We start from the raw sequence: 19,069 nt of genomic DNA, 5'->3' as shown, positions 1-19,069 counted from the left end.
TGTCTCACCCCCCGGGCGGGGCTCACGGTCCGGTCAGATGGCCCTGCACGACCGGCGCCACGCGCGCGACGATCTGCTCCAGATCCGCCGACGCGAGCGGCTCCACCTTGATGACGTAGCGCAGCATCGCGCAGCCGACCAGCTGCGCCGCCGCGAGCTCGGCGCGCAGTTCGGCGTCCGGCAGGTCGAGCTGCGCGGCGACGCGGCGCAGCAGCTGCGAGGAGACGAGGCGCCGGAAGACGGCGGCCGCGGTGTCGTTGTTCACGGCCGAGCGCAGGATCGCCAGCAGGGGCTTGCGGGTGGCGGGGTTCTCCCAGACGCCGAGGACGAAGCGGGCGAGCCGCTCGCCGACCTGGTCGAGGGGCCCGTCGGCGATCGCCTCCGGCGCGTGGAGCGCGGGCGCGAAGGCCACCTCGATCGAGGCCTCGAAGACCTGCTCCTTGGTGCCGAAGTAGTGGTGCACGAGGGCCGGGTCGACGCCGGCCGCCTTCGCGATGCCGCGAACGGACGTCTTCTCGTAGCCCCGCTCGGAGAACTCCTCACGGGCGGCCGCCAGGATGCGGTCCCGGGTGTCCGCCGACTCCGCGCGCGGGGGGCGGCCCCGCCTGCGGGCCGTGACGCCGGTCATCGGCGGCGGGCCTTCGGACGCCGGAACCCGGCCGGGGACTTCGGCGAGGAGGACCTCGAGGACGGCATCGCCGGCCCCCGGGAGCCGTCGTCGGACGGGGAGGAGCCCGTGGACGGGGAGGGGGCCGTGGACGGGGAGGGGGCCGTGGGCGAGGACGACGACTCCGTCGAGGACGGCCCTGTCGGCCCCGTCGGCTCCAGCCGGGGCGAGGCGGCCGGGGACGCCGGGGAGGCCGCCGTGGACGGCCTGGGGGGCGCCGACGGCGAGGCGGGCGAGGAGAGCGCGGCCGGCGAGGAGGCCGAGGCCAGGTGCAGGCGGGTGAAGGCGAGGGCCTCCGCAAGGTCGGCCTCGCGTTCGGCGCCGGACATCGCACGCCGTGTGTTGACCTCGATGACGACGTGCCCGTCGAAGCCGGTCTGCGCGAGCCGCTCCAGCAGCTCCGCGCAGGGCTGGGAACCGCGCCCGGGCACCAGGTGCTCGTCCTTCGCCGAACCGTTTCCGTCGGCGAGGTGGACGTGGCCAAGTCGGTCGGCCATGCGGTCGACCATCTGCATCGCGTCCGCGCGGGCCGTCGAGGCGTGGCTGAGGTCGATCGTGAAGTGCCGGTAGTCGTCCTTCGTGACGTCCCAGTCGGGTGCGTACGCGAGCATCTCGCGGTCGCGGTAGCGCCACGGGTACATGTTCTCGACGGCGAACCGCACGTCCGTCTCGTCGGCCATCCGCCAGATGCCGGTGACGAAGTCGCGCGCGTACTGACGCTGCCAGCGGAACGGCGGGTGGACGACGACGGTGCTCGCGCCGAGCCTCTCCGCCGCCGCGCGGGCCCGCTGGAGCTTCGTCCACGGGTCGGTCGACCACACCCGCTGCGTGATCAGCAGGCAGGGGGCGTGAACGGCCAGGATCGGGATGCGGTGGTGGTCGCTGAGCCTGCGCAGCGCGTCGATGTCCTGGCTGACGGGGTCGTTCCAGACCATGACCTCGACGCCGTCGTACCCGAGGCGCGCGGCGATCTCGAAGGCCGTCGCCGTCGACTCCGGGTAGACCGAGGCCGTCGACAGGGCGACCTTCGCATCCGGGATCCGCACGACTGGCTCTGCCATGGGGGACAGGTTACGGGGTGCGGTCGGGTGGGACCGCGCGCCCGATCGCCGTTGTGGTGTTCCCCACGGCGGGCGCGAGCGCCGGGGCTGTGCGCACGTGGGGGCGTGCACGCCGCCGGCCGCGCCCCCACGCGAGGGAGACACGCTCCGCGCGTGAGCGAGCGCACCTCCCGCATGTGAGGGGGACGCTCTCCCGCGTGAGCGAGCGCGCTCCCCACGTGCGGGAGGCGCGCTCCCCGCGTCAGGTGGACGCCATGTGATCCAGCTTGCGGAGGATCACGCCCTCCCTGAGCGCCCAGGGGCAGATCTCCAGCGTCTCCACGCCGAAGAGGTCCATCGCGCCCTCGGCCACCAGCGCGCCGGCGAGAAGCTGGTTGGCCCGGCCCTCGGACACGCCCGGGAGCTCTGCGCGCTGGGCGGTCGTCATGCCGGCGAGGCGGGGCACCCAGGACTCCAGGGACTCCCGCTTGAGCTCACGCTGCGTGTAGAGGCCGTCGGTGGAGCGGGCGGCGCCGGCGATACGGGCGAGCTGCTTGAACGTCTTCGAGGTGCCGACGACGTGGTCGGGGGCGCCGAACCGGCTGAACTCGCCGACCGTGCGGGCGATCTGCGCCCGGGCGTGACGGCGCAGGGCGCGTATGTCCTCGGGGTCGGGCAGGTCGCCGGGGAGCCAGCCCGCGGTGAGGCGGCCGGCGCCCAGGGGCAGGGACGCGGCCGCGTCGGGCTCCTCGTCCATGCCGTACGCGATCTCCAGGGAGCCGCCCCCGATGTCCAGGACGAGCAGTTTGCCCGCCGACCAGCCGAACCAGCGGCGGGCGGCGAGGAAGGTGAGCCGGGCCTCCTCGGCGCCGGTGAGGACCTGGAGCTCCACGCCGGTCTCGGCCTGCACGCGCGCGAGGACGTCGTCGGCGTTGGTGGCCTCGCGCACCGCGGAGGTCGCGAACGGCAGCAGGTCCTCGACGCCCTTGTCCTCTGCGGCCTGCAGGGCCTCGTGGACGACCGTGATCAGCCGGTCTATGCCGTCGTCGCCGATCGCCCCGTCCTCGTCGAGGAGTTGGGCGAGGCGCAGTTCCGCCTTGTGCGAGTGCGCGGGAAGCGGCCGCGCGCCGGGGTGGGCGTCCACCACCAGCAGATGCACCGTGTTCGATCCCACGTCGAGGACACCGAGTCTCATGTAGGGCACGCTACTGCCCGTGAGGCCGTGGGCCGTCCCCGAAGCGGCTTCCGGCGACTTACCCTGGACGCGTGCCAAAGACGAAAAAGGCGAATCCCGACAAATCACCCGGCGGTTCTTCGCGGGCTGACGCGGTGACGGCGGCCAAGAAGGCGAAGAAGGCCCTGGAAGCGACCCAGGCAGCGGACGAGAAGGGGCTCGACTTCGCGCGCGCGTGGGTGGAGTTTCCGGATCCGGCGGACGACGAGCAGGTATTCCGCTGCGATCTGACATGGCTGACCTCTCGCTGGAACTGTGTCTTCGGCAGCGGCTGCCAGGGCATCCAGGCGGGCCGCGCGGACGACGGGTGCTGCACGCTGGGCGCCCACTTCTCCGACGAGGACGACGAGAAGCGCGTCGCCGGACATGTGGCGAGGCTCACCCCCGACATCTGGCAGCACCACGCCGAGGGCACCCGGGACGGCTGGGTCGCGGAGGACGACGAGGGCTCGCGCCAGACCCGTCCGTTCAACGGCTCGTGCATCTTCCAGAACCGTCCGGGCTTCGCGGGCGGCGCGGGCTGCTCGCTGCACATCCTGGCCCTCAAGGAGGGCCGCGAACCTCTGGAGACCAAGCCGGACGTCTGCTGGCAGCTTCCGGTGCGGCGGACGTACGACTGGATCGACCGTCCCGACGACACGCGCGTGCTGCAGGTGTCGATCGGCGAGTACGACCGGCGGGGCTGGGGCCCCGGCGGCCACGACCTGCACTGGTGGTGCACGTCGGCGACCTCGGCGCACGGAGCGGGCGACCCGGTGTACGTCTCCTACCGGCCGGAGCTGACCGAGCTGATGGGCAAGGCCGGCTACGACCGCCTGGTCGAACTGTGCGAGGAACGCCTCGCCGGGCAGCTCCCGCTCCTCGCCCCGCACCCGGCGGACCCGGTGGACCCGGCACGCCGGACCGGCTGAGCGTCCCGGGCGCGTACGACGGGCCGGGCGCCCTCGACGCGTCCGGGAGGCAGGCGGCGCGGCGGGCGAAGGCACGGGCGCAGGCAGGGGCGGCGGCCGGGGGCACGGCACGGGCGGCGGCATGGCGGGCGCGGCTCAGGGCGTCGCCGGGCCCGGCGGTTCGCCGTCGCCGGTCGTCGGCGGCGAGCTCTCCGGATCGGTCGGGGTCGGGTCGGCGGGGGTGGGGTCCGGGTCGGAGCCGGAGGGCGGGTCGGTGGGGGTCGGGTCCGGGTCGGACGGCGTCGTGGGCGTGGGGTCGGGGTCCGTGGCCGGGGGCGGGTCTCCGTGGCCGGGACCGTGGCCGTCCCCCGGGCTGTGGCCCTGACCGTGCCCCGGACCGTGGCCCTGACCCTTTCCGGGGCCGGACGGGCCGGCGGCGGTGCCGTAGCCCTCGATCGAGACCACGGCGCCCGCCGGGGCGACGGCCACGCGTGCGTGCCATGGCCCGGCCGGCTCGCGCAAGTGATCCACGTACACCTTCACCGTCGCCGACTCGCCGGGCCGCAGGACGCCCGCGGACCGGCTCAGGTACAGCCAGGGCGCCGCGGTGACGGCCGACCACCGGATGGGACCGTCGGCGGCGGCGTCCGCGGTCAGGGTGACGAGCGTGGCGCCGCCGTGGGTGGCGGCCGTCACGGAGATCCGCCCGGCGGTGCTCTCGCCGAGTCCCGTGACGCTGACGACCTCCACGGACACGTCCGGGTCGTCGCCCTTCGCGCGGTCGCTGCGGGGGCGGGTGCTGACGTTCCCGGCGTTCTCGTAGCCTCCCGCCCCACCGTCCAGGGCGTCGGAGTCGTGCGCCTCGCTGACGCCGACCGAGCGTCCTTCGGCGCCCTCCCCCGTGGGCGTTCCCCGGTAGGCCGCCCACAGGGCGAGCACGGGAGCGGCGACGACGGTGGCGACGACGGTCGTCGTGACGGCACGCGCGCGCAGCCGCTCCCGGCGGGCGGCGTGGTCCTTGGGGTCCATCGGGAAGCCGCGCCGGTCGTAGCGCGGCGCGGTGGTCCGCCGTGCGCGCGGAAGGTGGCTCATGGCGCCGTGCAGCCGCGCGCGGGGCGCTTCCAGGACGGGCAGCTCGGCGGGGGTGACGCCGGCGCCGGGCCAGCGACCGGGGACGGCGCGTCCGGCGGCCCTGCGGCAGTGCGGGCAGTCGTCGACGTGCCGGACGAGTTCACGGCGCAGTGCGGCGTTGAGCACGAACTGGTTCCCGCCGGTGAGTCGCGCGACGCCGGGACAGCCGCCGGTCTCGACCACGGCGAGAGCCGCACGCGTGCGTTCCACCTCGCAGGCGGCCGTGGCGAGCAGTTCGCGGGCGGCGGCGAGGTCCTTGCCGAGGACGGCCGCGACCTCGTGGACGGCGAGCTGGTGGCGCACGGCGAGTTCGAGCGCCTCGCGCTGTTCCGGGGTGGTGCCGGCGGCCTCCGGCCAGGCCAGCCGGGACAGCTCGCGTCTTTGCCGCTCCTGCTCGGAATCCGGCGCGGCGGCCGTGGAGGCCGTGGAGGCCGTGGTGGATCGGCCGGACGACGTCGACCCGGGCGGGGCGGCGGTCGCCGGTTGCGCTCCCGGTTGCCGTCGGCGGCCCTCGCGGTGGGCCGCGTGTGCGCTCCGGTGATGCTGCCTGGCCTCGGCGAGCTTGCGCAGACAGGCCCAGCGGGCAAGTGCGTAGAGCCATGCCCGGCGGTCGCCCTCGGCGTCCGGTCCGCGCTGACCGCGCCGCTCGGCGAACGCCAGCGCGTCGGCCAGGGCCGCGGTGGCCGCCTCGTGGTCGCACAGAACAGACAGGCAGTAGGTGAACAGGCCGTCCAGGTAAGGCTCGTAGGGCGTGGGCGGCCGCTGCGCGAGCGTGCGCGCCGCTGCGCCGTCGCGCGCCTCCCGGCGCGCCCGGTGCGCGCCGGTCGTGCGGGTCGGGGTTTCCGGGCTGCTGCTCATCACCCGTGCGACCGTAGGCGGCACGGAACCAGCTCTTCCCGCCCCTTGAGCCCTTTTAATTCGTACGGGTGAAACGATCCCTCAAAAGGGGACCGCCCCGGGGGGTCGCATGGCTCGATCGTGAGGGGACGTGGCTGATTCACCGGGGGCGCCGGTGTTTCGCGCCCCCTTCGTCCACAGGCTGGCCCGGCTGTCGGTGCGGGCGGCTACGGTTTCCCCATGGCTGCCCGTACGAAGACCACCAAGGACCGTCCGTCCTACCGCTGCACGGAATGCGGCTGGCAGACGGCCAAGTGGCTCGGCCGCTGCCCCGAGTGCCAGGCCTGGGGCACGGTCGAGGAGTACGGCGCGCCCGCCGTCCGCACCACCGCGCCGGGGCGCGTCACCACCTCCGCCCTGCCCATCGGGCAGGTCGACGGGCGGCAGGCCACCGCCCGCCCCACCGGCGTGCCGGAGCTGGACCGCGTCCTCGGCGGCGGGCTCGTGCCCGGCGCGGTCGTGCTCCTGGCGGGCGAGCCGGGCGTCGGCAAGTCGACGCTGCTGCTGGACGTGGCCGCCAAGTCGGCGAGCGACGAGCACCGCACCCTCTACGTCACCGGTGAGGAGTCGGCGTCGCAGGTCCGCATGCGCGCCGACCGCATCGGCGCCATCGACGACCATCTGTACCTCGCGGCGGAGACCGATCTGGCGGCCGTCCTCGGTCACTTGGACGCCGTCAAGCCGTCCCTGCTGATCGTGGACTCGGTGCAGACCGTGGCCTCCCCCGAGATCGACGGCGCCCCCGGCGGCATGGCCCAGGTCCGCGAGGTCGCGGGCGCCCTGATCCGCGCCTCGAAGGAACGCGGCATGTCCACGCTGCTGGTGGGCCATGTCACCAAGGACGGCGCCATCGCCGGTCCGCGTCTTCTGGAGCACCTGGTCGACGTCGTCCTGAGTTTCGAGGGCGACCGGCACGCGCGCCTGCGCCTGGTGCGCGGCGTCAAGAACCGCTACGGCGCGACCGACGAGGTCGGCTGCTTCGAACTGCACGACGAGGGCATTACGGGCCTTGCCGACCCGAGCGGACTCTTCCTGACACGTCGTGACGAACCGGTCCCGGGCACCTGCCTGACGGTCACCCTGGAGGGCCGCCGGCCGCTGGTCGCCGAGGTGCAGGCGCTCACCGTCGACTCCCAGATCCCCTCCCCCCGCCGCACGACGTCCGGCCTGGAGACCTCGCGCGTCTCGATGATGCTGGCCGTCCTGGAGCAGCGCGGCCGGATCAGCGCGCTCGGCAAGCGGGACATCTACTCGGCGACGGTCGGCGGCGTGAAGCTCTCGGAGCCCGCCGCGGACCTGGCCATCGCCCTCGCCCTGGCGTCCGCCGCCAGTGACACCCCGCTGCCGAAGAACCTGGTCGCGATCGGCGAGGTGGGCCTCGCGGGCGAGGTCAGACGGGTCACGGGCGTGCAGCGCAGGCTCGCCGAGGCCCACCGTCTGGGCTTCACGCACGCCCTCGTACCGGGCGATCCCGGCAAGATCCCGGCGGGCATGAAGGTCCTGGAAGTGGCGGACATGGGGGACGCCCTGCGGGTCCTGCCGCGCTCCCGTCGCCGAGAGGCCCCACAGGACGCGGAGGACCGCCGGTAGACTTTGCCCTGGTCTCGCCCGTCCGTACGAACGAGTGCGCGAAACGGGGACGCCCCAGACCCCAGTGACCGGAGGAGTGCAGTGGCAGCCAACGACCGGGCGGCAGCTCCCGGAAAGTCCGGTGGGAGTTCCGGTGCCGACGGCCTGATGCGCGCCGCGCTGAGCGCGGTGGCCCCCGGCACGGCCCTGCGCGACGGCCTGGAGAGAATCCTCCGCGGCAACACCGGCGGGCTGATCGTGCTGGGCTCCGACAAGACGGTCGAGGCGATGTGTACGGGCGGATTCGTCCTGAACGTGGAGTTCGCGGCCACGCGTCTGCGCGAGCTGTGCAAGCTCGACGGCGGCATCGTGGTCTCCTCCGACCTGTCGAAGATCCTCCGGGCCGGCGTCCAGCTGGTGCCCGACCCCATGATCCCCACGGAGGAGACCGGCACCCGGCACCGCACTGCGGACCGGGTCAGCAAGCAGGTCGGCTTCCCGGTCGTCTCGGTCTCGCAGTCCATGCGCCTGATCGCCCTGTACGTCGACGGGCAGCGCCGGGTCCTGGAGGACTCGGCGGCGATCCTGTCCCGTGCGAACCAGGCGCTGGCCACCCTGGAGCGGTACAAACTCCGCCTGGACGAGGTCGCGGGAACGTTGTCAGCGCTGGAGATCGAGGACCTGGTGACGGTCCGGGACGTCTCCGCGGTCGCCCAGCGACTCGAGATGGTGCGCCGCATCGCCACCGAAATCGCCGAATACGTGGTCGAACTGGGCACGGACGGACGACTGCTCGCCCTCCAGCTCGACGAGTTGATCGCGGGCGTGGAGCCGGAGCGCGAACTGGTGGTCCGGGACTACGTTCCCGAGCCGACGGCCAAGCGTTCCCGCACGGTCGACGAAGCGCTGCACGAGCTGGACGCGCTCACCCACGCCGAGCTCCTGGAACTGTCCACGGTCGCCCGCGCACTGGGCTACACCGGCTCCCCCGAGGCACTGGACTCGGCGGTCTCCCCGCGCGGCTTCCGCCTGCTGGCGAAGGTGCCGCGCCTGCCGGGGGCGATCATCGACCGTCTCGTGGAGCACTTCAGCAGCCTGCAGAAGCTGCTCGCCGCGAGCGTCGACGACCTCCAGACGGTGGACGGCGTGGGCGAGGCACGGGCCCGCAGCGTCCGCGAGGGCCTGTCCCGACTGGCCGAGTCCTCGATCCTGGAGCGGTACGTCTGACCGCGCCCGCCGGCGGGTGAGCGGGGGCGCGCGGGGCGCTGGTGGGCGCGGGGCGCTCAGTCGTCCTTGAGCACGAACGACGTCTGCGCCTTCGCGAAGCCCGGGGCCTGCGCCTCGAGGAGATACGTGCCGGCCCTGGCCGTCCCGGCCGGCGGAGTCGCGCACTGGGGGGCGCTCGGCTTGCGGTCCCACTTCACGGTGTAGGTGAAGCTCTGCCCGGCCGGCACCCGGTACAGCAGGCTCCCGGAGACCTTGGGGCAGTCCGCGGAGGACCAGTAGTCCTTGTCGTCGGCCGCCTGAGTGATCGTCAACACCGCCCGCTTCGGGCCGAGATCGACCTTGCAGTCGCTCGCCGAGCCGTTCTTCGCGATCAGCTGGAACGTCGGCGTCTGGTCGGGCGAGTAGTCGTTGCGGACACTGCGCAGCGTCCAGGTGACCGCGCCCGCGGTGCAGTTGGGGAGAGTCGTGCCGACGGGCAGCGTCGTGGCCGTACCGCCGCCACCGGCACCGCTGCCGACGCCGCTGCCGACGCCACCGGCGTCGGCGCCTGCCGCATTGCCGTCACCGCTGCCGTTGGCGCCGTCGTCGGTGTCGCCGGAACCGGCCGAGCCGCCGTCCGAGCCGCCGGAACCGGCGCCCGCGTCCGCACCCGATCCGCTGGAGGAACCCGGGCTCGACTCGTCGCGTCCGCCCGGGTTCTGGCTGATCGCGGGACCGGATCCGGACGGGCCGGGCGTGATGGACGAGGCGGGGTTCTTGCCGTTGCCCTTGCCGGCGCCGTTCCTGCCGCCGCCACCGCCCGAGGTCACGACCCACAGGGTCAGCAGCGCCAACAGGGCGAACACGGACAGCAGTACGACCCTCCGTCGCCAGTAGATGGAGGAGGGAAGCGGCCCGACCGGATTGCGCAGAGATCCCACGGCGCAAACTGTACGAGAGATCGTGGTGTTCACCGGCCTCACCCGCCGCTGGGAACACAACTTTTCCGGATCATCATTTCGGAAACCGTTTCCGCGCGCCTGACTTCGGCCCGCGAGGTCATCGCACCTTGACGCCCGCCTCGCCGCCCCCAAGGCCTCGTCCCCGGCACGCGCGCGTGAAGCGTCCCTGCGCCCGTCCCTGCCGAGTGGCGGTGCACGCGCGGGCGCCGCCGGGCATGGCAGGATCGGAAGGGCCATGACTGCGCCCACGAAGCCCCCGCACAGCAGCCCCGCCCGGGCCGACGCCCGCGGAGCGGACCTGCACTCCCCCGTGATCGACTGGTTCGACGACAACGCCCGCGACCTGCCCTGGCGACGCCCCGAGGCCGGCGCGTGGGGCGTGATGGTCAGCGAGTTCATGCTCCAGCAGACGCCGGTCAGCCGGGTCCTGCCGGTCTACGAGCAGTGGCTCGCCCGCTGGCCGCGCCCCGCCGACCTGGCCGCCGAGGCCCCCGGTGAGGCGGTACGCGCGTGGGGGCGGCTCGGCTACCCGCGCCGCGCCCTGCGGCTGCACGGCGCCGCGGTGGCGATAACGGAACGGCACGGCGGCGACGTGCCGTCCGACCACGCCCAGCTGCTCGCGCTGCCCGGCATCGGCGAGTACACGGCGGCGGCCGTCGCCTCCTTCGCCTACGGGCAGCGGCACGCCGTTCTGGACACCAACGTCCGCCGGGTCTTCGCGCGCGCCGTGACGGGCGTGCAGTACCCGCCGAACGCCACGACGGCCGCCGAGCGCAAACTGGCCCGCGCCCTGCTGCCCGAGGACGAGCCGACGGCGGCGCGCTGGGCCGCCGCCTCCATGGAGCTCGGCGCACTGGTGTGCACGGCCAGGAACGAGACGTGCGTGCGTTGCCCGATCGCCGCGCAGTGCGCCTGGCGGCTCGCGGGCAAGCCGGAGCACGACGGGCCGCCGCGCCGCGGTCAGACGTACGCCGGCACCGACCGGCAGGTCAGGGGCAAGCTGCTCGCCGTCCTGCGGGACGCGCACGCACCCGTGCCGCAGACCGCGCTCGACCGCGTGTGGCAGGAGCCGGTGCAACGTGCGCGTGCGCTGGACGGGCTCGTCGCCGACGGACTGGTGGAACCGCTGCCCGGCGGGCTCTACCGGCTGCCGCTGACCTGACGCCCGCTGATCTGACGGCCACTGACCTGAAGCCCGCTGACCTGACTGCCACTGAGTGACTGCGGCTGGGTGACTGCCACCGAGTGACGGTCACTGAGCTGACGCATGGTCACTTCACAGACAACGGCCTCTTTCACAGACTTCGTCGAGCCGTGACCGTGCCTGTGTCACACAAGCCAGGGGGCAAAACGCCCCATAATGGGGCCAGTAACCCTGCCGCCTTACCCAGAACTCGTTTCCGTTACACAACCGACGGACAGCCGAGCGCTAGCCGAAGGCTGCTTCGGACAGCCCCGTGACAACACCTCCGTAGCTTCGTTTGCGTGCCCACCGAGAACACCGGGCCACCGACCACAGCAGGAACCGGCAGGCGACAGCCCGCCGGAAACGGGGACAAGACGGAGGGGTTCACCATGGCGCAGGGCGAGGTGCTCGAGTTCGAGGAATACGTCCGCACGCGGCAGGACGCGCTTCTGCGCAGTGCCCGACGTCTGGTCCCGGACCCGGTCGACGCACAGGACCTCCTGCAGACCGCGCTGGCCCGTACGTACGGCCGCTGGGACGGCATCGCGGACAAGCGCCTCGCGGACGCCTACCTGCGCCGGGTCATGATCAACACGCGTACCGAGTGGTGGCGGGCCCGCAAGCTCGACGAGGTGCCGACCGAGCAGCTCCCCGACGCCCGCGTGGACGACTCCACCGAGCAGCACGCCGACCGCGCCCTGCTGATGGACGCGATGAAAGTGCTGGCTCCGAAGCAGCGCAGCGTCGTAGTGCTGCGACACTGGGAGCAGATGTCCACGGAGGAGACCGCCGCCGCCCTCGGCATGTCGGCGGGGACGGTCAAGAGCACGCTGCACCGGGCGCTCGCCCGGCTCCGCGAGGAGCTGGAGGCCCGCGACCTGGACGCACGCGCACTGGAGCGTGAGGAGCGGGAGCGTTGCACGGCGGCCTGACCGACAAGGGCGGTGTCGATGGCCCCGTCGTACGCCCGGGGGGCGGGCGGCGAGGCGCCGGGGGATCCTTCGGCATGAACCATGGGCCGACACCGGCCCGAGGCGCCATCCAGGCGGCGACCACGGCGATGGCCGTGCTCGCCGCCCTTGCCCTTTTCGTCTCCGCCTGTGCGACCGGCGGCACCGGCGCACGCGACGAGGGGCCGGCGCACGGCGACGCGGTGGCGGGCGCGAAGCCCATGCCCGAGGCCGCCGCCTCCGAGAGCCTCGACCAGTCGGACGCGGTCCAGCTCGTCAAGGACGACCCGGCGGTCTCTGCCGAGGTCAAGGGCGGGCTCAAGCCCTGCGTCGGCGACGAGTACCCGGTGGACGTCTCCTACGGCAACCTGACCGGCAGTACCGGCGACGACGTCATCGTCAACGTGCTGACCTGCGGTGACGCGGTCGGCGTGGGCTCCTACGTGTACCGCGAGAGCGACGACGGCTACCAGAACGTGTTCAAGGCCGAGGAGCCCCCCGTCTACGCGGAGATAGACCGGGGCGACCTCGTGGTGACCAAGCAGGTGTACGAGAAGGGCGACCCGGTCTCCAGTCCGTCCGGCGAGAACGTGATCACGTACCGCTGGGCCTCGGGCCGCTTCATGAAGGAGTACAGCTGGCACAACGACTACAGCAGCGTCGGCGGCGGGGCGCCGACGCCGGTGCCGGAGACCGGCTGACCCGCACGGAAGCGGGCGATCGTGAAAACCTTCGGCCGGCGTGAACCGATCGGGGTGCTCGATGCGATCAATGAGTGCACGGGCAAGGCGGCGGGACCGGAAGTGAACGCTCGCCGTGCTTCGTGCGTCCCTCCAAGGGGCGCTCCGACAGGAACCCGACAGCAGCACAAGACCGCATACGAGAACTGAGAGCACCGGGATGGCAGACCAGACCCACGTCCTGTTCGTCGAGGACGACGACGTCATCCGCGAGGCCACCCAGCTCGCCCTGGAGCGGGACGGCTTCGCGGTCACCGCGATGCCCGACGGCCTCTCCGGCCTGGAGGCGTTCCGGGCCGACCGGCCCGACATCGCCCTGCTGGACGTGATGGTGCCCGGCCTGGACGGCGTGAGCCTGTGTCGGCGCATCCGCGACGAGTCCACGGTGCCGGTGATCATGCTGTCGGCGCGCGCCGACTCCATCGACGTCGTCCTCGGCCTGGAGGCCGGCGCCGACGACTACGTGACCAAGCCGTTCGACGGAGCGGTGCTGGTCGCACGGATCCGCGCGGTTCTGCGCCGCTTCGGTCACGCGGGCGGCGGCGACCGCACCGAGCCCGAGGCCGCCGCCGAGGGGGGTGTGCTGACCTTCGGCGACCTGGAGATCGACACCGAGGGCATGGAGGTGCGCCGGGCCGGACAGTCGGTGGCGCTGACGCCCACCGAGATGCGGCTGTTGCTGGAGTTCTCCTCCGCTCCGGGCACGGTCCTCTCCCGCGACAAGTTGCTGGAGAGGGTGTGGGACTACGGCTGGGGCGGCGACACCCGGGTCGTCGACGTCCATGTGCAGCGGCTGCGGACGAAGATCGGTCAGGACCGCATCGAGACGGTCCGTGGCTTCGGCTACAAGCTGAAGGCCTGAGCGGGGCGGGGACAGGGATATGCGGGGGATGATCGAGCGCCTGGTACCGGGGCGCGCCGCGGGCGCGGGCATCCGCACGGGGCTGCGATGGAAGCTGAGTGCGGCGATCGCGCTGGTCGGGGCGCTGGTGGCGGTCGCGCTCAGCCTCGTCGTGCACAACGCCGCACGCGTGTCCATGCTGGACAACGCCCGGGACCTCGCCGACGAGCGGGTGCGGATCGCCCAACGCAACTACGAGCAGTCCGGGCGGCTGAACTTCCCCAACATCAAGATCGACGACCCCGGTCTGCCGCCGTCGCTCCGGCACAAGATGCAGGAGGGGCGCAGGGCCACGTTCGTCTCCGACCGCCCCGGCGGAGTGCCCGACATCTGGGCCGCGGTGCCGGTCAAGGACGGGCACGTGCTGTCCCTGCACACCGGGTTCACCGACCGCAGCACGGACATCCTGAACGACCTCGACCAGGCTCTGGTGATCGGTTCCATCGCGGTCGTCCTCGGCGGCAGCGCGCTCGGGGTGCTCATCGGCGGGCAGCTCTCGCGCCGGCTGCGCAAGGCGGCCGCCGCGGCCAACCAGGTCGCCCGCGGCGAGTCGGACGTCCGCGTCCGGGACGCCATCGGCGGGGTCGTGCGGGACGAGACCGACGACCTGGCGCGAGCCGTGGACGCCATGGCGGACACTCTGCAGGAGCGGCTGGAGGCCGAGCGCCGGGTCACCGCGGACATCGCGCACGAGCTGCGCACCCCGGTCACGGGACTGCTGACGGCCGCCGAGCTGCTGCCGCCCGGCCGGCCCACGGAGCTGGTCCTGGACCGGGCGAAGGCCATGCGCACCCTGGTGGAGGACGTGCTGGAGGTGGCCCGTCTCGACGGCGCCTCGGAGCGGGCCGAGCTGCAGGACATCATCCTGGGCGAGTTCGTGGCCCGGCGGGTGGCGGCCAAGGACCCGGAGGTCGAGGTGCGGGTCGTGCACGAGTCCGTGGTCACGACGGATCCCCGCCGCCTGGAGCGGGTCCTGTTCAACCTGCTGGCCAACGCCGCCCGGCACGGCAAGCCGCCGATCCAGGTCAGCGTCGAGGGGCGGGTCATCCGGGTCCGCGACCACGGTCCGGGTTTCCCGGAGGATCTGCTCGCCGAGGGGCCGAGCCGGTTCCGCACCGGAAGCATGGACCGCGCCGGGCGCGGGCACGGGCTCGGGCTCACCATCGCGGCCGGCCAGGCCCGCGTCCTGGGGGCCCGGCTGACGTTCCGCAACGTACGGCCCGCCGGTGCCGCGGAGCACATACCCGCCGAGGGCGCCGTCGCCGTCCTGTGGCTGCCCGAACACGCCCCGACGAACACGGGAAGCTACCCGCTGATGCCGTAGGCCGCGACGGCCCGCGACGGCCCGCGGCGGGACCGGGGGCAGCAGACGGCGGCCGGCGGCCGGACGAAGGTGCCGGCCGGGCAGCGGCCCCGGCCGGGCGGGTCCGCCTGCTGAACCGGTCCGCCCGGCGACCCCGTGCGTCCGGCGAACCCGTGCGTCCGCCGGGTGGATTCGGCGGGCTCACGGAGAAGGCCCCCCGGGGCGGACACCGCCGGGAGGCCTTCGGTCGTCGTGGTCGATCGGGTCAGACGGCCTCGACCACGGGCGGCTGCGGGGCTGTCGCGCCGGCCGGGGTCTCGTCCTTCTGCGGCCCTGCGCCCTTCAGCGGGACCTCCTTGACGAACACCGCCGCCACCAGCGCGCCCACCGCGACGAGTGCGCCCAGCAGGAACGCCGAGTGCGTGCCGGCCGACACGGCGTGCTGGTAGGCCTCACGGGCCGCAGCGGGAAGCTTCGCCAGGCTCGCCGCGTCCAGCTGAGCGGACTGCTCGGTGACCTTCGAGCCCAGTGCTCCGGCCCGCTCGGCCATGACGTCCTGGACCCGGCTGTTGAACAGGGCGCCCATGATCGCGACGCCGAACGACGAGCCGAGCGTGCGGAAGAGGGTGGTGGACGAGGACGCGACGCCCATGTCCTTCATCTCGACGCTGTTCTGGGCGACCAGCATCGTGATCTGCATCAGGCAGCCCATGCCGAGTCCGACGACGGCCATGAAGACCCCGGACATGAAACGGCTGGTCCCGGTGTCCATCGTCGACAGCAGGTACAGGCCGATCACCATCAGGGCGCTGCCGACGACCGGGAAGACGTAGTACCTGCCGGTGTTCGTGGTCACCCGGCCCGCGACCATCGAGGTGACGAGCATCGCGCCGAGCATCGGCAGGAGCAGCAGGCCGGAGTTGGTCGCGGAGGCGCCCTGCACCGACTGCTGGTAGAGCGGCAGGAAGAGCGTGGCGCCGAACATCACGAAGCCGGTGATGAAGCCGATGAGGGACATCAGGGTGAAGTTGCGGCTGCGGAAGATGTGCAGCGGGACGATCGGCTCGGCGGCCCTGGTCTGCCAGAACACGAACCCGATGAGCGAGGCGACGCCGATCCCGATGAGTTCCATGATCCGCGCGGACGACCACGCGTACTCCGTGCCGCCCCAGGTGGTGACGAGCACGATGGAGGTGATGCCGACGGTCAGCAGGATCGCGCCCAGGTAGTCGATCCTCGACTGCGAGCGCTTCTTCGGCAGGTGCAGGACGGCGCTGATGAGGGACAGCGAGACCACGCCGAGCGGCAGGTTGATGTAGAAGGACCAGCGCCAGCCCCAGTTGTCGGTGATGGTGCCGCCGACCAGCGGACCCCCGATCATCGCGAGCGCCATGACGCCGGCCATCATGCCCTGGTACTTGCCGCGTTCCCGGGGCGGGATCAGGTCGCCGATGATCGCCATGACGCCGACCATCAGACCGCCCGCGCCGAGGCCCTGGACCGCGCGGAAGCCGATCAGTTCGCCCATGTTCTGGGCCATGCCGCTCAGCGCGGACCCGATCAGGAAGATGACGATCGACGACATGAAGGCGCCCTTGCGCCCGTACATGTCGCCGATCTTGCCCCAGATCGGTGTGGAGGCGGCGGTGGCGAGGGTGTACGAGGTCACGACCCAGGAGAGGTGTTCGAGACCGCCCAGCTCGCCGACGATCGTCGGCATCGCCGTGCCCACGATCATGTTGTCGAGCATCGCGAGCATCATCGTGATCATGAGTGCGAGCAGGACGACCCGCACGCTTCTGGGCTGTTTCTCGGCTTCCGTCTCGATCGTCTGCGTGTCAGCCATCGTTCCCCACTCCCCTGGGCCACTCACCGCCGCCGGCCACTTACTTGCCGCCCGGCTAGTTCACTACACTGGGGAAGGTAGACCTGTAACTAGCCGGGCGTCAAGTAAGTTTTTCCATGACGGGCCGGCCGGACGGCGCCTGCCTTTTCGCGGGAGCCCGAGACGTACGAGGATGGACGTCACCATGGACGGCACCAAGCAGCAGCGTCGCGGCAACACCCGCCAGCGCATCCAGGACGTGGCACTCGAACTCTTCGCCGAGCAGGGCTACGAGAAGACCTCGCTGCGCGAGATCGCGGAGCGTCTGGAGGTCACCAAGGCCGCCCTGTACTACCACTTCAAGACCAAGGAAGAGATCACCGTCAGCATCTTCACGGATCTGACGAAGCCGATCGAAGACCTGATCGAGTGGGGCAGGAGTCAGCCGCACACCCTGGAGACCAAGCACGAACTCGTGCGCCGCTACAGCCGCGCCCTCTCCGAGGCGGCCCCGCTCTTCCGCTTCATGCAGGAGAACCAGGCGACGGTGCGCGAGCTGCAGATCGGCGACTCCTTCAAGGACCGCATGCGGAGTCTGCGCGACATCATCATCGACCCAGAGGCTCCGCTGACCGACCAGGTCCGCTGCGTGAGCGCCATCTTCACGCTGCACGCCGGCATGTTCTTCCTGCAGGACCTCGAAGGCGACCCCGAGGAGAAGCGGCTGGCCGTCCTCGAAGTCGCCGTCGATCTGGTGACCCAGGCGCATCAGGGCGCCTGATCACGCGGACGTCAGACCTTCACGCCCTTGGAGTGCAGGAAGGTGACCGGGTTGATCGCCGAACCGTAGTTGGCGGTCGTACGGATCTCGAAGTGCAGGTGCGGACCGCTGGAGTTGCCGGTGTTGCCGGACAGCGCGATCTTCTGGCCGGTCTTCACGACCTGGCCTATCTTCACGTCGATGCGCGAGAGGTGGGCGTACTGCGAGTAGACGCCGTTGGCGTGCTTGATCACGATGGCGTTGCCGTAGGCCGGGCCGTCGCCGGCCCCGTTGCCGCCGGCCTTCACCACGGTGCCGCCGTGGGCGGCCATGACCTTGGTGCCGCTCGGCACGGCGAAGTCCTGACCGCTGTGGGTGGACTGCCACATCTTGCCGGCCTGGGCGAACCCGGCGGACAGCGTGTACTTCTTCACCGGGTCGATCCAGGAGGCCGACACGGCCTTCTTGGCGGCGGCGGGCGCCGCGGCGGGGGCGGCGGCGGACGCCACTCCGGTCCCCAGCACGACCGAGGCGCCCACTGCGGCGGCCCCGACGGCCACGCGGGTGCGGAGCAGGGACGTACGGGAAGAACGGAACGTGACGCGCTGGAACATGAAGACCTCATGGGGAAGGGGACAGAGGAAACCACCCGGCGGGAACGCCCGCCGCAGTGGCCATCCCTTGGTAACCCCGAGGCCCACCAGTGCTCAAACGTGTGATCTACGACGTAATCTAGTACTTCACCGCAAAACTGCCCACTTCTTGACAGATCGCCCCTTCCGGACACTTTCGACATGGCCCACGTCAGAGGCCTGATCGACGCCTCGAACCGTCGAGTGGATGTCTGGTTTGTTGCGTTTCGCGATGCGACTAGCCGGCCTAGTAGGGCTCCCCTCCCCTGTGCGGCTTGTCACCGGCCGCTCCCTTCAAGGGACTTCGGAATGTGACGGCGGCTACTCCCGCGCCCCGTAGGGCACTTGTGACCCCGGTCACGATCGCGTGCACGGGTCTGTGACAGGCCTCTCAGTCGGCTCTACCGTCCAGTAACCCGCTGGTTCCCCCCGGTAACCCCTTGGTTCCCCGTAAGTCATCCCCACCGATCAGCATGCCCACGACACCGGCAGCAAGGACGCGAGAGGACCCCGCACATGACCAGAGGCACCTGGAAGCGCCGCATCGCCATGACCGCCGTAGCCACGGCCGCCGCCACGGCCCTGGCCGTCCCGGTCGGAGCCCAGGCCGCGACGGCCGCCGACGCCTCCACCGCCACTGCCACCGCCTCGGCGTCCGCCGCAGCGGACGTCGACTACGCGACCTGGCAGCGGGACTGCCAGGCGGTGATGAACCAGGCCCTGCCGGCGCTGAAGCAGCGGATCGCCGCCGCCAGGCCGGGCGAGAAGCAGGCGATCGTCTTCGACATCGACAACACCACCCTGGAGACCGACTACGGCTTCAGCTACCCGGCGCCGGCCAACAAGCCCGTCCTCGAAGTGGCCAAGTACGCCCAGGAGCACGGCGTCTCCCTGTTCTTCGTCACCGCCCGCCCGGGCATCATCGCCGGGGTGACCGACTACAACCTCAAGACCGTCGGCTACAAGGTCTCCGGCCTGTACGTACGCGGCTTCCTCGACCTGTTCAAGGACGTCGCCGCCTACAAGACCGCCCAGCGCGTCACCATCGAGTCCAAGGGCTACACGATCATCGCGAACATCGGCAACAGCGCCACCGACCTCTCGGGCGGTCACGCCGAGACGACGTACAAGCTGCCCGACTACGACGGCCAGCTGTCGTAGGAGCGCATGAGAAAG

16 protein-coding genes and 1 pseudogene are annotated in these 19,069 nt (G+C 72.0%); 10 read left to right on the top strand and 7 right to left on the bottom strand.

Annotated features, from left to right (window positions below):
- Window positions 1-22 precede the first annotated feature (22 nt).
- From ABT300_RS03635 to ABT300_RS03625, 3 genes and pseudogenes are all read right to left on the bottom strand, one after another.
- A complete protein-coding gene (locus ABT300_RS03635; RefSeq protein ID WP_351671551.1) occupies window positions 23-628 on the bottom strand; it encodes a TetR/AcrR family transcriptional regulator in 606 nt (201 codons plus the stop codon).
- Window positions 629-924: 296 nt separating this feature from the next.
- A pseudogene (locus ABT300_RS03630) lies at window positions 925-1,728 on the bottom strand (sugar phosphate isomerase/epimerase family protein); the annotation flags it as partial.
- A 241-nt stretch (window positions 1,729-1,969) separates the two neighbouring features.
- Window positions 1,970-2,902 (bottom strand): Ppx/GppA family phosphatase, encoded by a 933-nt coding sequence (locus ABT300_RS03625; protein WP_351671548.1) that lies wholly within the window; start codon window positions 2,900-2,902, stop codon window positions 1,970-1,972.
- Between the two features lie 71 nt (window positions 2,903-2,973).
- Between ABT300_RS03625 and ABT300_RS03620 the strand changes: the two genes are divergently transcribed.
- Window positions 2,974-3,852: a DUF3109 family protein gene (locus ABT300_RS03620; protein ID WP_502977871.1), complete on the top strand. Its 879-nt coding sequence runs from the start codon at window positions 2,974-2,976 to the stop codon at window positions 3,850-3,852.
- A gap of 135 nt (window positions 3,853-3,987) precedes the next feature.
- Here the strand turns inward: ABT300_RS03620 and ABT300_RS03615 are convergent, their stop codons facing one another.
- Window positions 3,988-5,820, bottom strand: coding sequence for an RNA polymerase sigma factor (locus ABT300_RS03615; RefSeq protein ID WP_351671545.1), 1,833 nt, complete (start codon window positions 5,818-5,820; stop codon window positions 3,988-3,990).
- A gap of 219 nt (window positions 5,821-6,039) precedes the next feature.
- Here ABT300_RS03615 and radA point away from each other — a divergent pair, with 219 nt between their 5' ends.
- Complete coding sequence (radA, locus tag ABT300_RS03610) at window positions 6,040-7,449, top strand: DNA repair protein RadA (RefSeq protein WP_351671542.1); 1,410 nt, start codon at window positions 6,040-6,042, stop codon at window positions 7,447-7,449.
- A gap of 81 nt (window positions 7,450-7,530) precedes the next feature.
- Window positions 7,531-8,655, top strand: coding sequence for a DNA integrity scanning diadenylate cyclase DisA (gene disA / locus ABT300_RS03605; RefSeq protein ID WP_319281047.1), 1,125 nt, complete (start codon window positions 7,531-7,533; stop codon window positions 8,653-8,655).
- 56 nt (window positions 8,656-8,711) lie between these two features.
- Here disA and ABT300_RS03600 read toward each other — a convergent pair whose 3' ends face one another.
- Complete coding sequence (locus ABT300_RS03600) at window positions 8,712-9,575, bottom strand: hypothetical protein (RefSeq protein ID WP_351671538.1); 864 nt, start codon at window positions 9,573-9,575, stop codon at window positions 8,712-8,714.
- A 256-nt stretch (window positions 9,576-9,831) separates the two neighbouring features.
- Between ABT300_RS03600 and ABT300_RS03595 the strand changes: the two genes are divergently transcribed.
- The 5 genes from ABT300_RS03595 (at window position 9,832) to cseC (ending at window position 14,697) form a co-directional block, all read left to right on the top strand.
- Window positions 9,832-10,758 (top strand): HhH-GPD family protein, encoded by a 927-nt coding sequence (locus ABT300_RS03595; protein ID WP_351671535.1) that lies wholly within the window; start codon window positions 9,832-9,834, stop codon window positions 10,756-10,758.
- Window positions 10,759-11,171: 413 nt separating this feature from the next.
- The gene (locus ABT300_RS03590) at window positions 11,172-11,714 is read left to right on the top strand and encodes a SigE family RNA polymerase sigma factor (RefSeq protein WP_057577696.1); all 543 of its coding nucleotides are present in this window, start codon (window positions 11,172-11,174) and stop codon (window positions 11,712-11,714) included.
- Window positions 11,715-11,788: 74 nt separating this feature from the next.
- Window positions 11,789-12,433 carry a hypothetical protein gene (locus ABT300_RS03585; protein WP_351671532.1) on the top strand — a complete coding sequence of 215 codons (645 nt, stop codon included), beginning with the start codon at window positions 11,789-11,791 and terminating at the stop codon, window positions 12,431-12,433.
- Window positions 12,434-12,632: 199 nt separating this feature from the next.
- A complete protein-coding gene (gene cseB / locus ABT300_RS03580) occupies window positions 12,633-13,334 on the top strand; it encodes a two-component system response regulator CseB (protein ID WP_351671529.1) in 702 nt (233 codons plus the stop codon).
- Window positions 13,335-13,353: 19 nt separating this feature from the next.
- Window positions 13,354-14,697 carry a two-component system sensor histidine kinase CseC gene (gene cseC / locus ABT300_RS03575; protein WP_452989104.1) on the top strand — a complete coding sequence of 448 codons (1,344 nt, stop codon included), beginning with the start codon at window positions 13,354-13,356 and terminating at the stop codon, window positions 14,695-14,697.
- 244 nt (window positions 14,698-14,941) lie between these two features.
- Here the strand turns inward: cseC and ABT300_RS03570 are convergent, their stop codons facing one another.
- Window positions 14,942-16,522 (bottom strand): MDR family MFS transporter, encoded by a 1,581-nt coding sequence (locus ABT300_RS03570; RefSeq protein WP_351671523.1) that lies wholly within the window; start codon window positions 16,520-16,522, stop codon window positions 14,942-14,944.
- 172 nt (window positions 16,523-16,694) lie between these two features.
- On the opposite strand from ABT300_RS03570, the gene ABT300_RS03565 reads away from it, so the two are divergent.
- Entirely contained in the window at window positions 16,695-17,282 is a 588-nt protein-coding gene (locus tag ABT300_RS03565) for a TetR/AcrR family transcriptional regulator (RefSeq protein WP_266724729.1), read from the top strand.
- 11 nt (window positions 17,283-17,293) lie between these two features.
- On the opposite strand, the gene ABT300_RS03560 is transcribed toward ABT300_RS03565, so the two are convergent.
- Window positions 17,294-17,875: a M23 family metallopeptidase gene (locus tag ABT300_RS03560; RefSeq protein ID WP_319281029.1), complete on the bottom strand. Its 582-nt coding sequence runs from the start codon at window positions 17,873-17,875 to the stop codon at window positions 17,294-17,296.
- A gap of 534 nt (window positions 17,876-18,409) precedes the next feature.
- Here ABT300_RS03560 and ABT300_RS03555 point away from each other — a divergent pair.
- Window positions 18,410-19,054 (top strand): HAD family acid phosphatase, encoded by a 645-nt coding sequence (locus ABT300_RS03555; protein ID WP_351671518.1) that lies wholly within the window; start codon window positions 18,410-18,412, stop codon window positions 19,052-19,054.
- Window positions 19,055-19,069: the final 15 nt, after the last annotated feature.

Origin of the sequence: Streptomyces sp. NPDC001027 (assembly GCF_040299045.1) — a bacterium.
In the GTDB taxonomy this organism is placed as follows: domain Bacteria; phylum Actinomycetota; class Actinomycetes; order Streptomycetales; family Streptomycetaceae; genus Streptomyces.
Note: the sequence above shows the minus strand (reverse complement) of the source record. Positions and strands in the feature narration are given on the sequence as shown.

Bases quoted from the DNA above. Each gene is read 5' to 3' on its own strand.
- ABT300_RS03635 (WP_351671551.1), bottom strand. From the start codon at position 628: ATGACCGGCGTCACGGCCCGCAGGCGGGGCCGCCCCCCGCGCGCGGAG.
- ABT300_RS03625 (WP_351671548.1), bottom strand. From the start codon at position 2,902: ATGAGACTCGGTGTCCTCGACGTGGGATCGAACACGGTGCATCTGCTG.
- ABT300_RS03615 (WP_351671545.1), bottom strand. From the start codon at position 5,820: ATGAGCAGCAGCCCGGAAACCCCGACCCGCACGACCGGCGCGCACCGG.
- radA (WP_351671542.1), top strand. From the start codon at position 6,040: ATGGCTGCCCGTACGAAGACCACCAAGGACCGTCCGTCCTACCGCTGC.
- ABT300_RS03595 (WP_351671535.1), top strand. From the start codon at position 9,832: ATGACTGCGCCCACGAAGCCCCCGCACAGCAGCCCCGCCCGGGCCGAC.
- ABT300_RS03590 (WP_057577696.1), top strand. From the start codon at position 11,172: ATGGCGCAGGGCGAGGTGCTCGAGTTCGAGGAATACGTCCGCACGCGG.
- ABT300_RS03585 (WP_351671532.1), top strand. From the start codon at position 11,789: ATGAACCATGGGCCGACACCGGCCCGAGGCGCCATCCAGGCGGCGACC.
- cseB (WP_351671529.1), top strand. From the start codon at position 12,633: ATGGCAGACCAGACCCACGTCCTGTTCGTCGAGGACGACGACGTCATC.
- cseC (WP_452989104.1), top strand. From the start codon at position 13,354: ATGCGGGGGATGATCGAGCGCCTGGTACCGGGGCGCGCCGCGGGCGCG.
- ABT300_RS03570 (WP_351671523.1), bottom strand. From the start codon at position 16,522: ATGGCTGACACGCAGACGATCGAGACGGAAGCCGAGAAACAGCCCAGA.
- ABT300_RS03565 (WP_266724729.1), top strand. From the start codon at position 16,695: ATGGACGTCACCATGGACGGCACCAAGCAGCAGCGTCGCGGCAACACC.
- ABT300_RS03560 (WP_319281029.1), bottom strand. From the start codon at position 17,875: ATGTTCCAGCGCGTCACGTTCCGTTCTTCCCGTACGTCCCTGCTCCGC.
- ABT300_RS03555 (WP_351671518.1), top strand. From the start codon at position 18,410: ATGACCAGAGGCACCTGGAAGCGCCGCATCGCCATGACCGCCGTAGCC.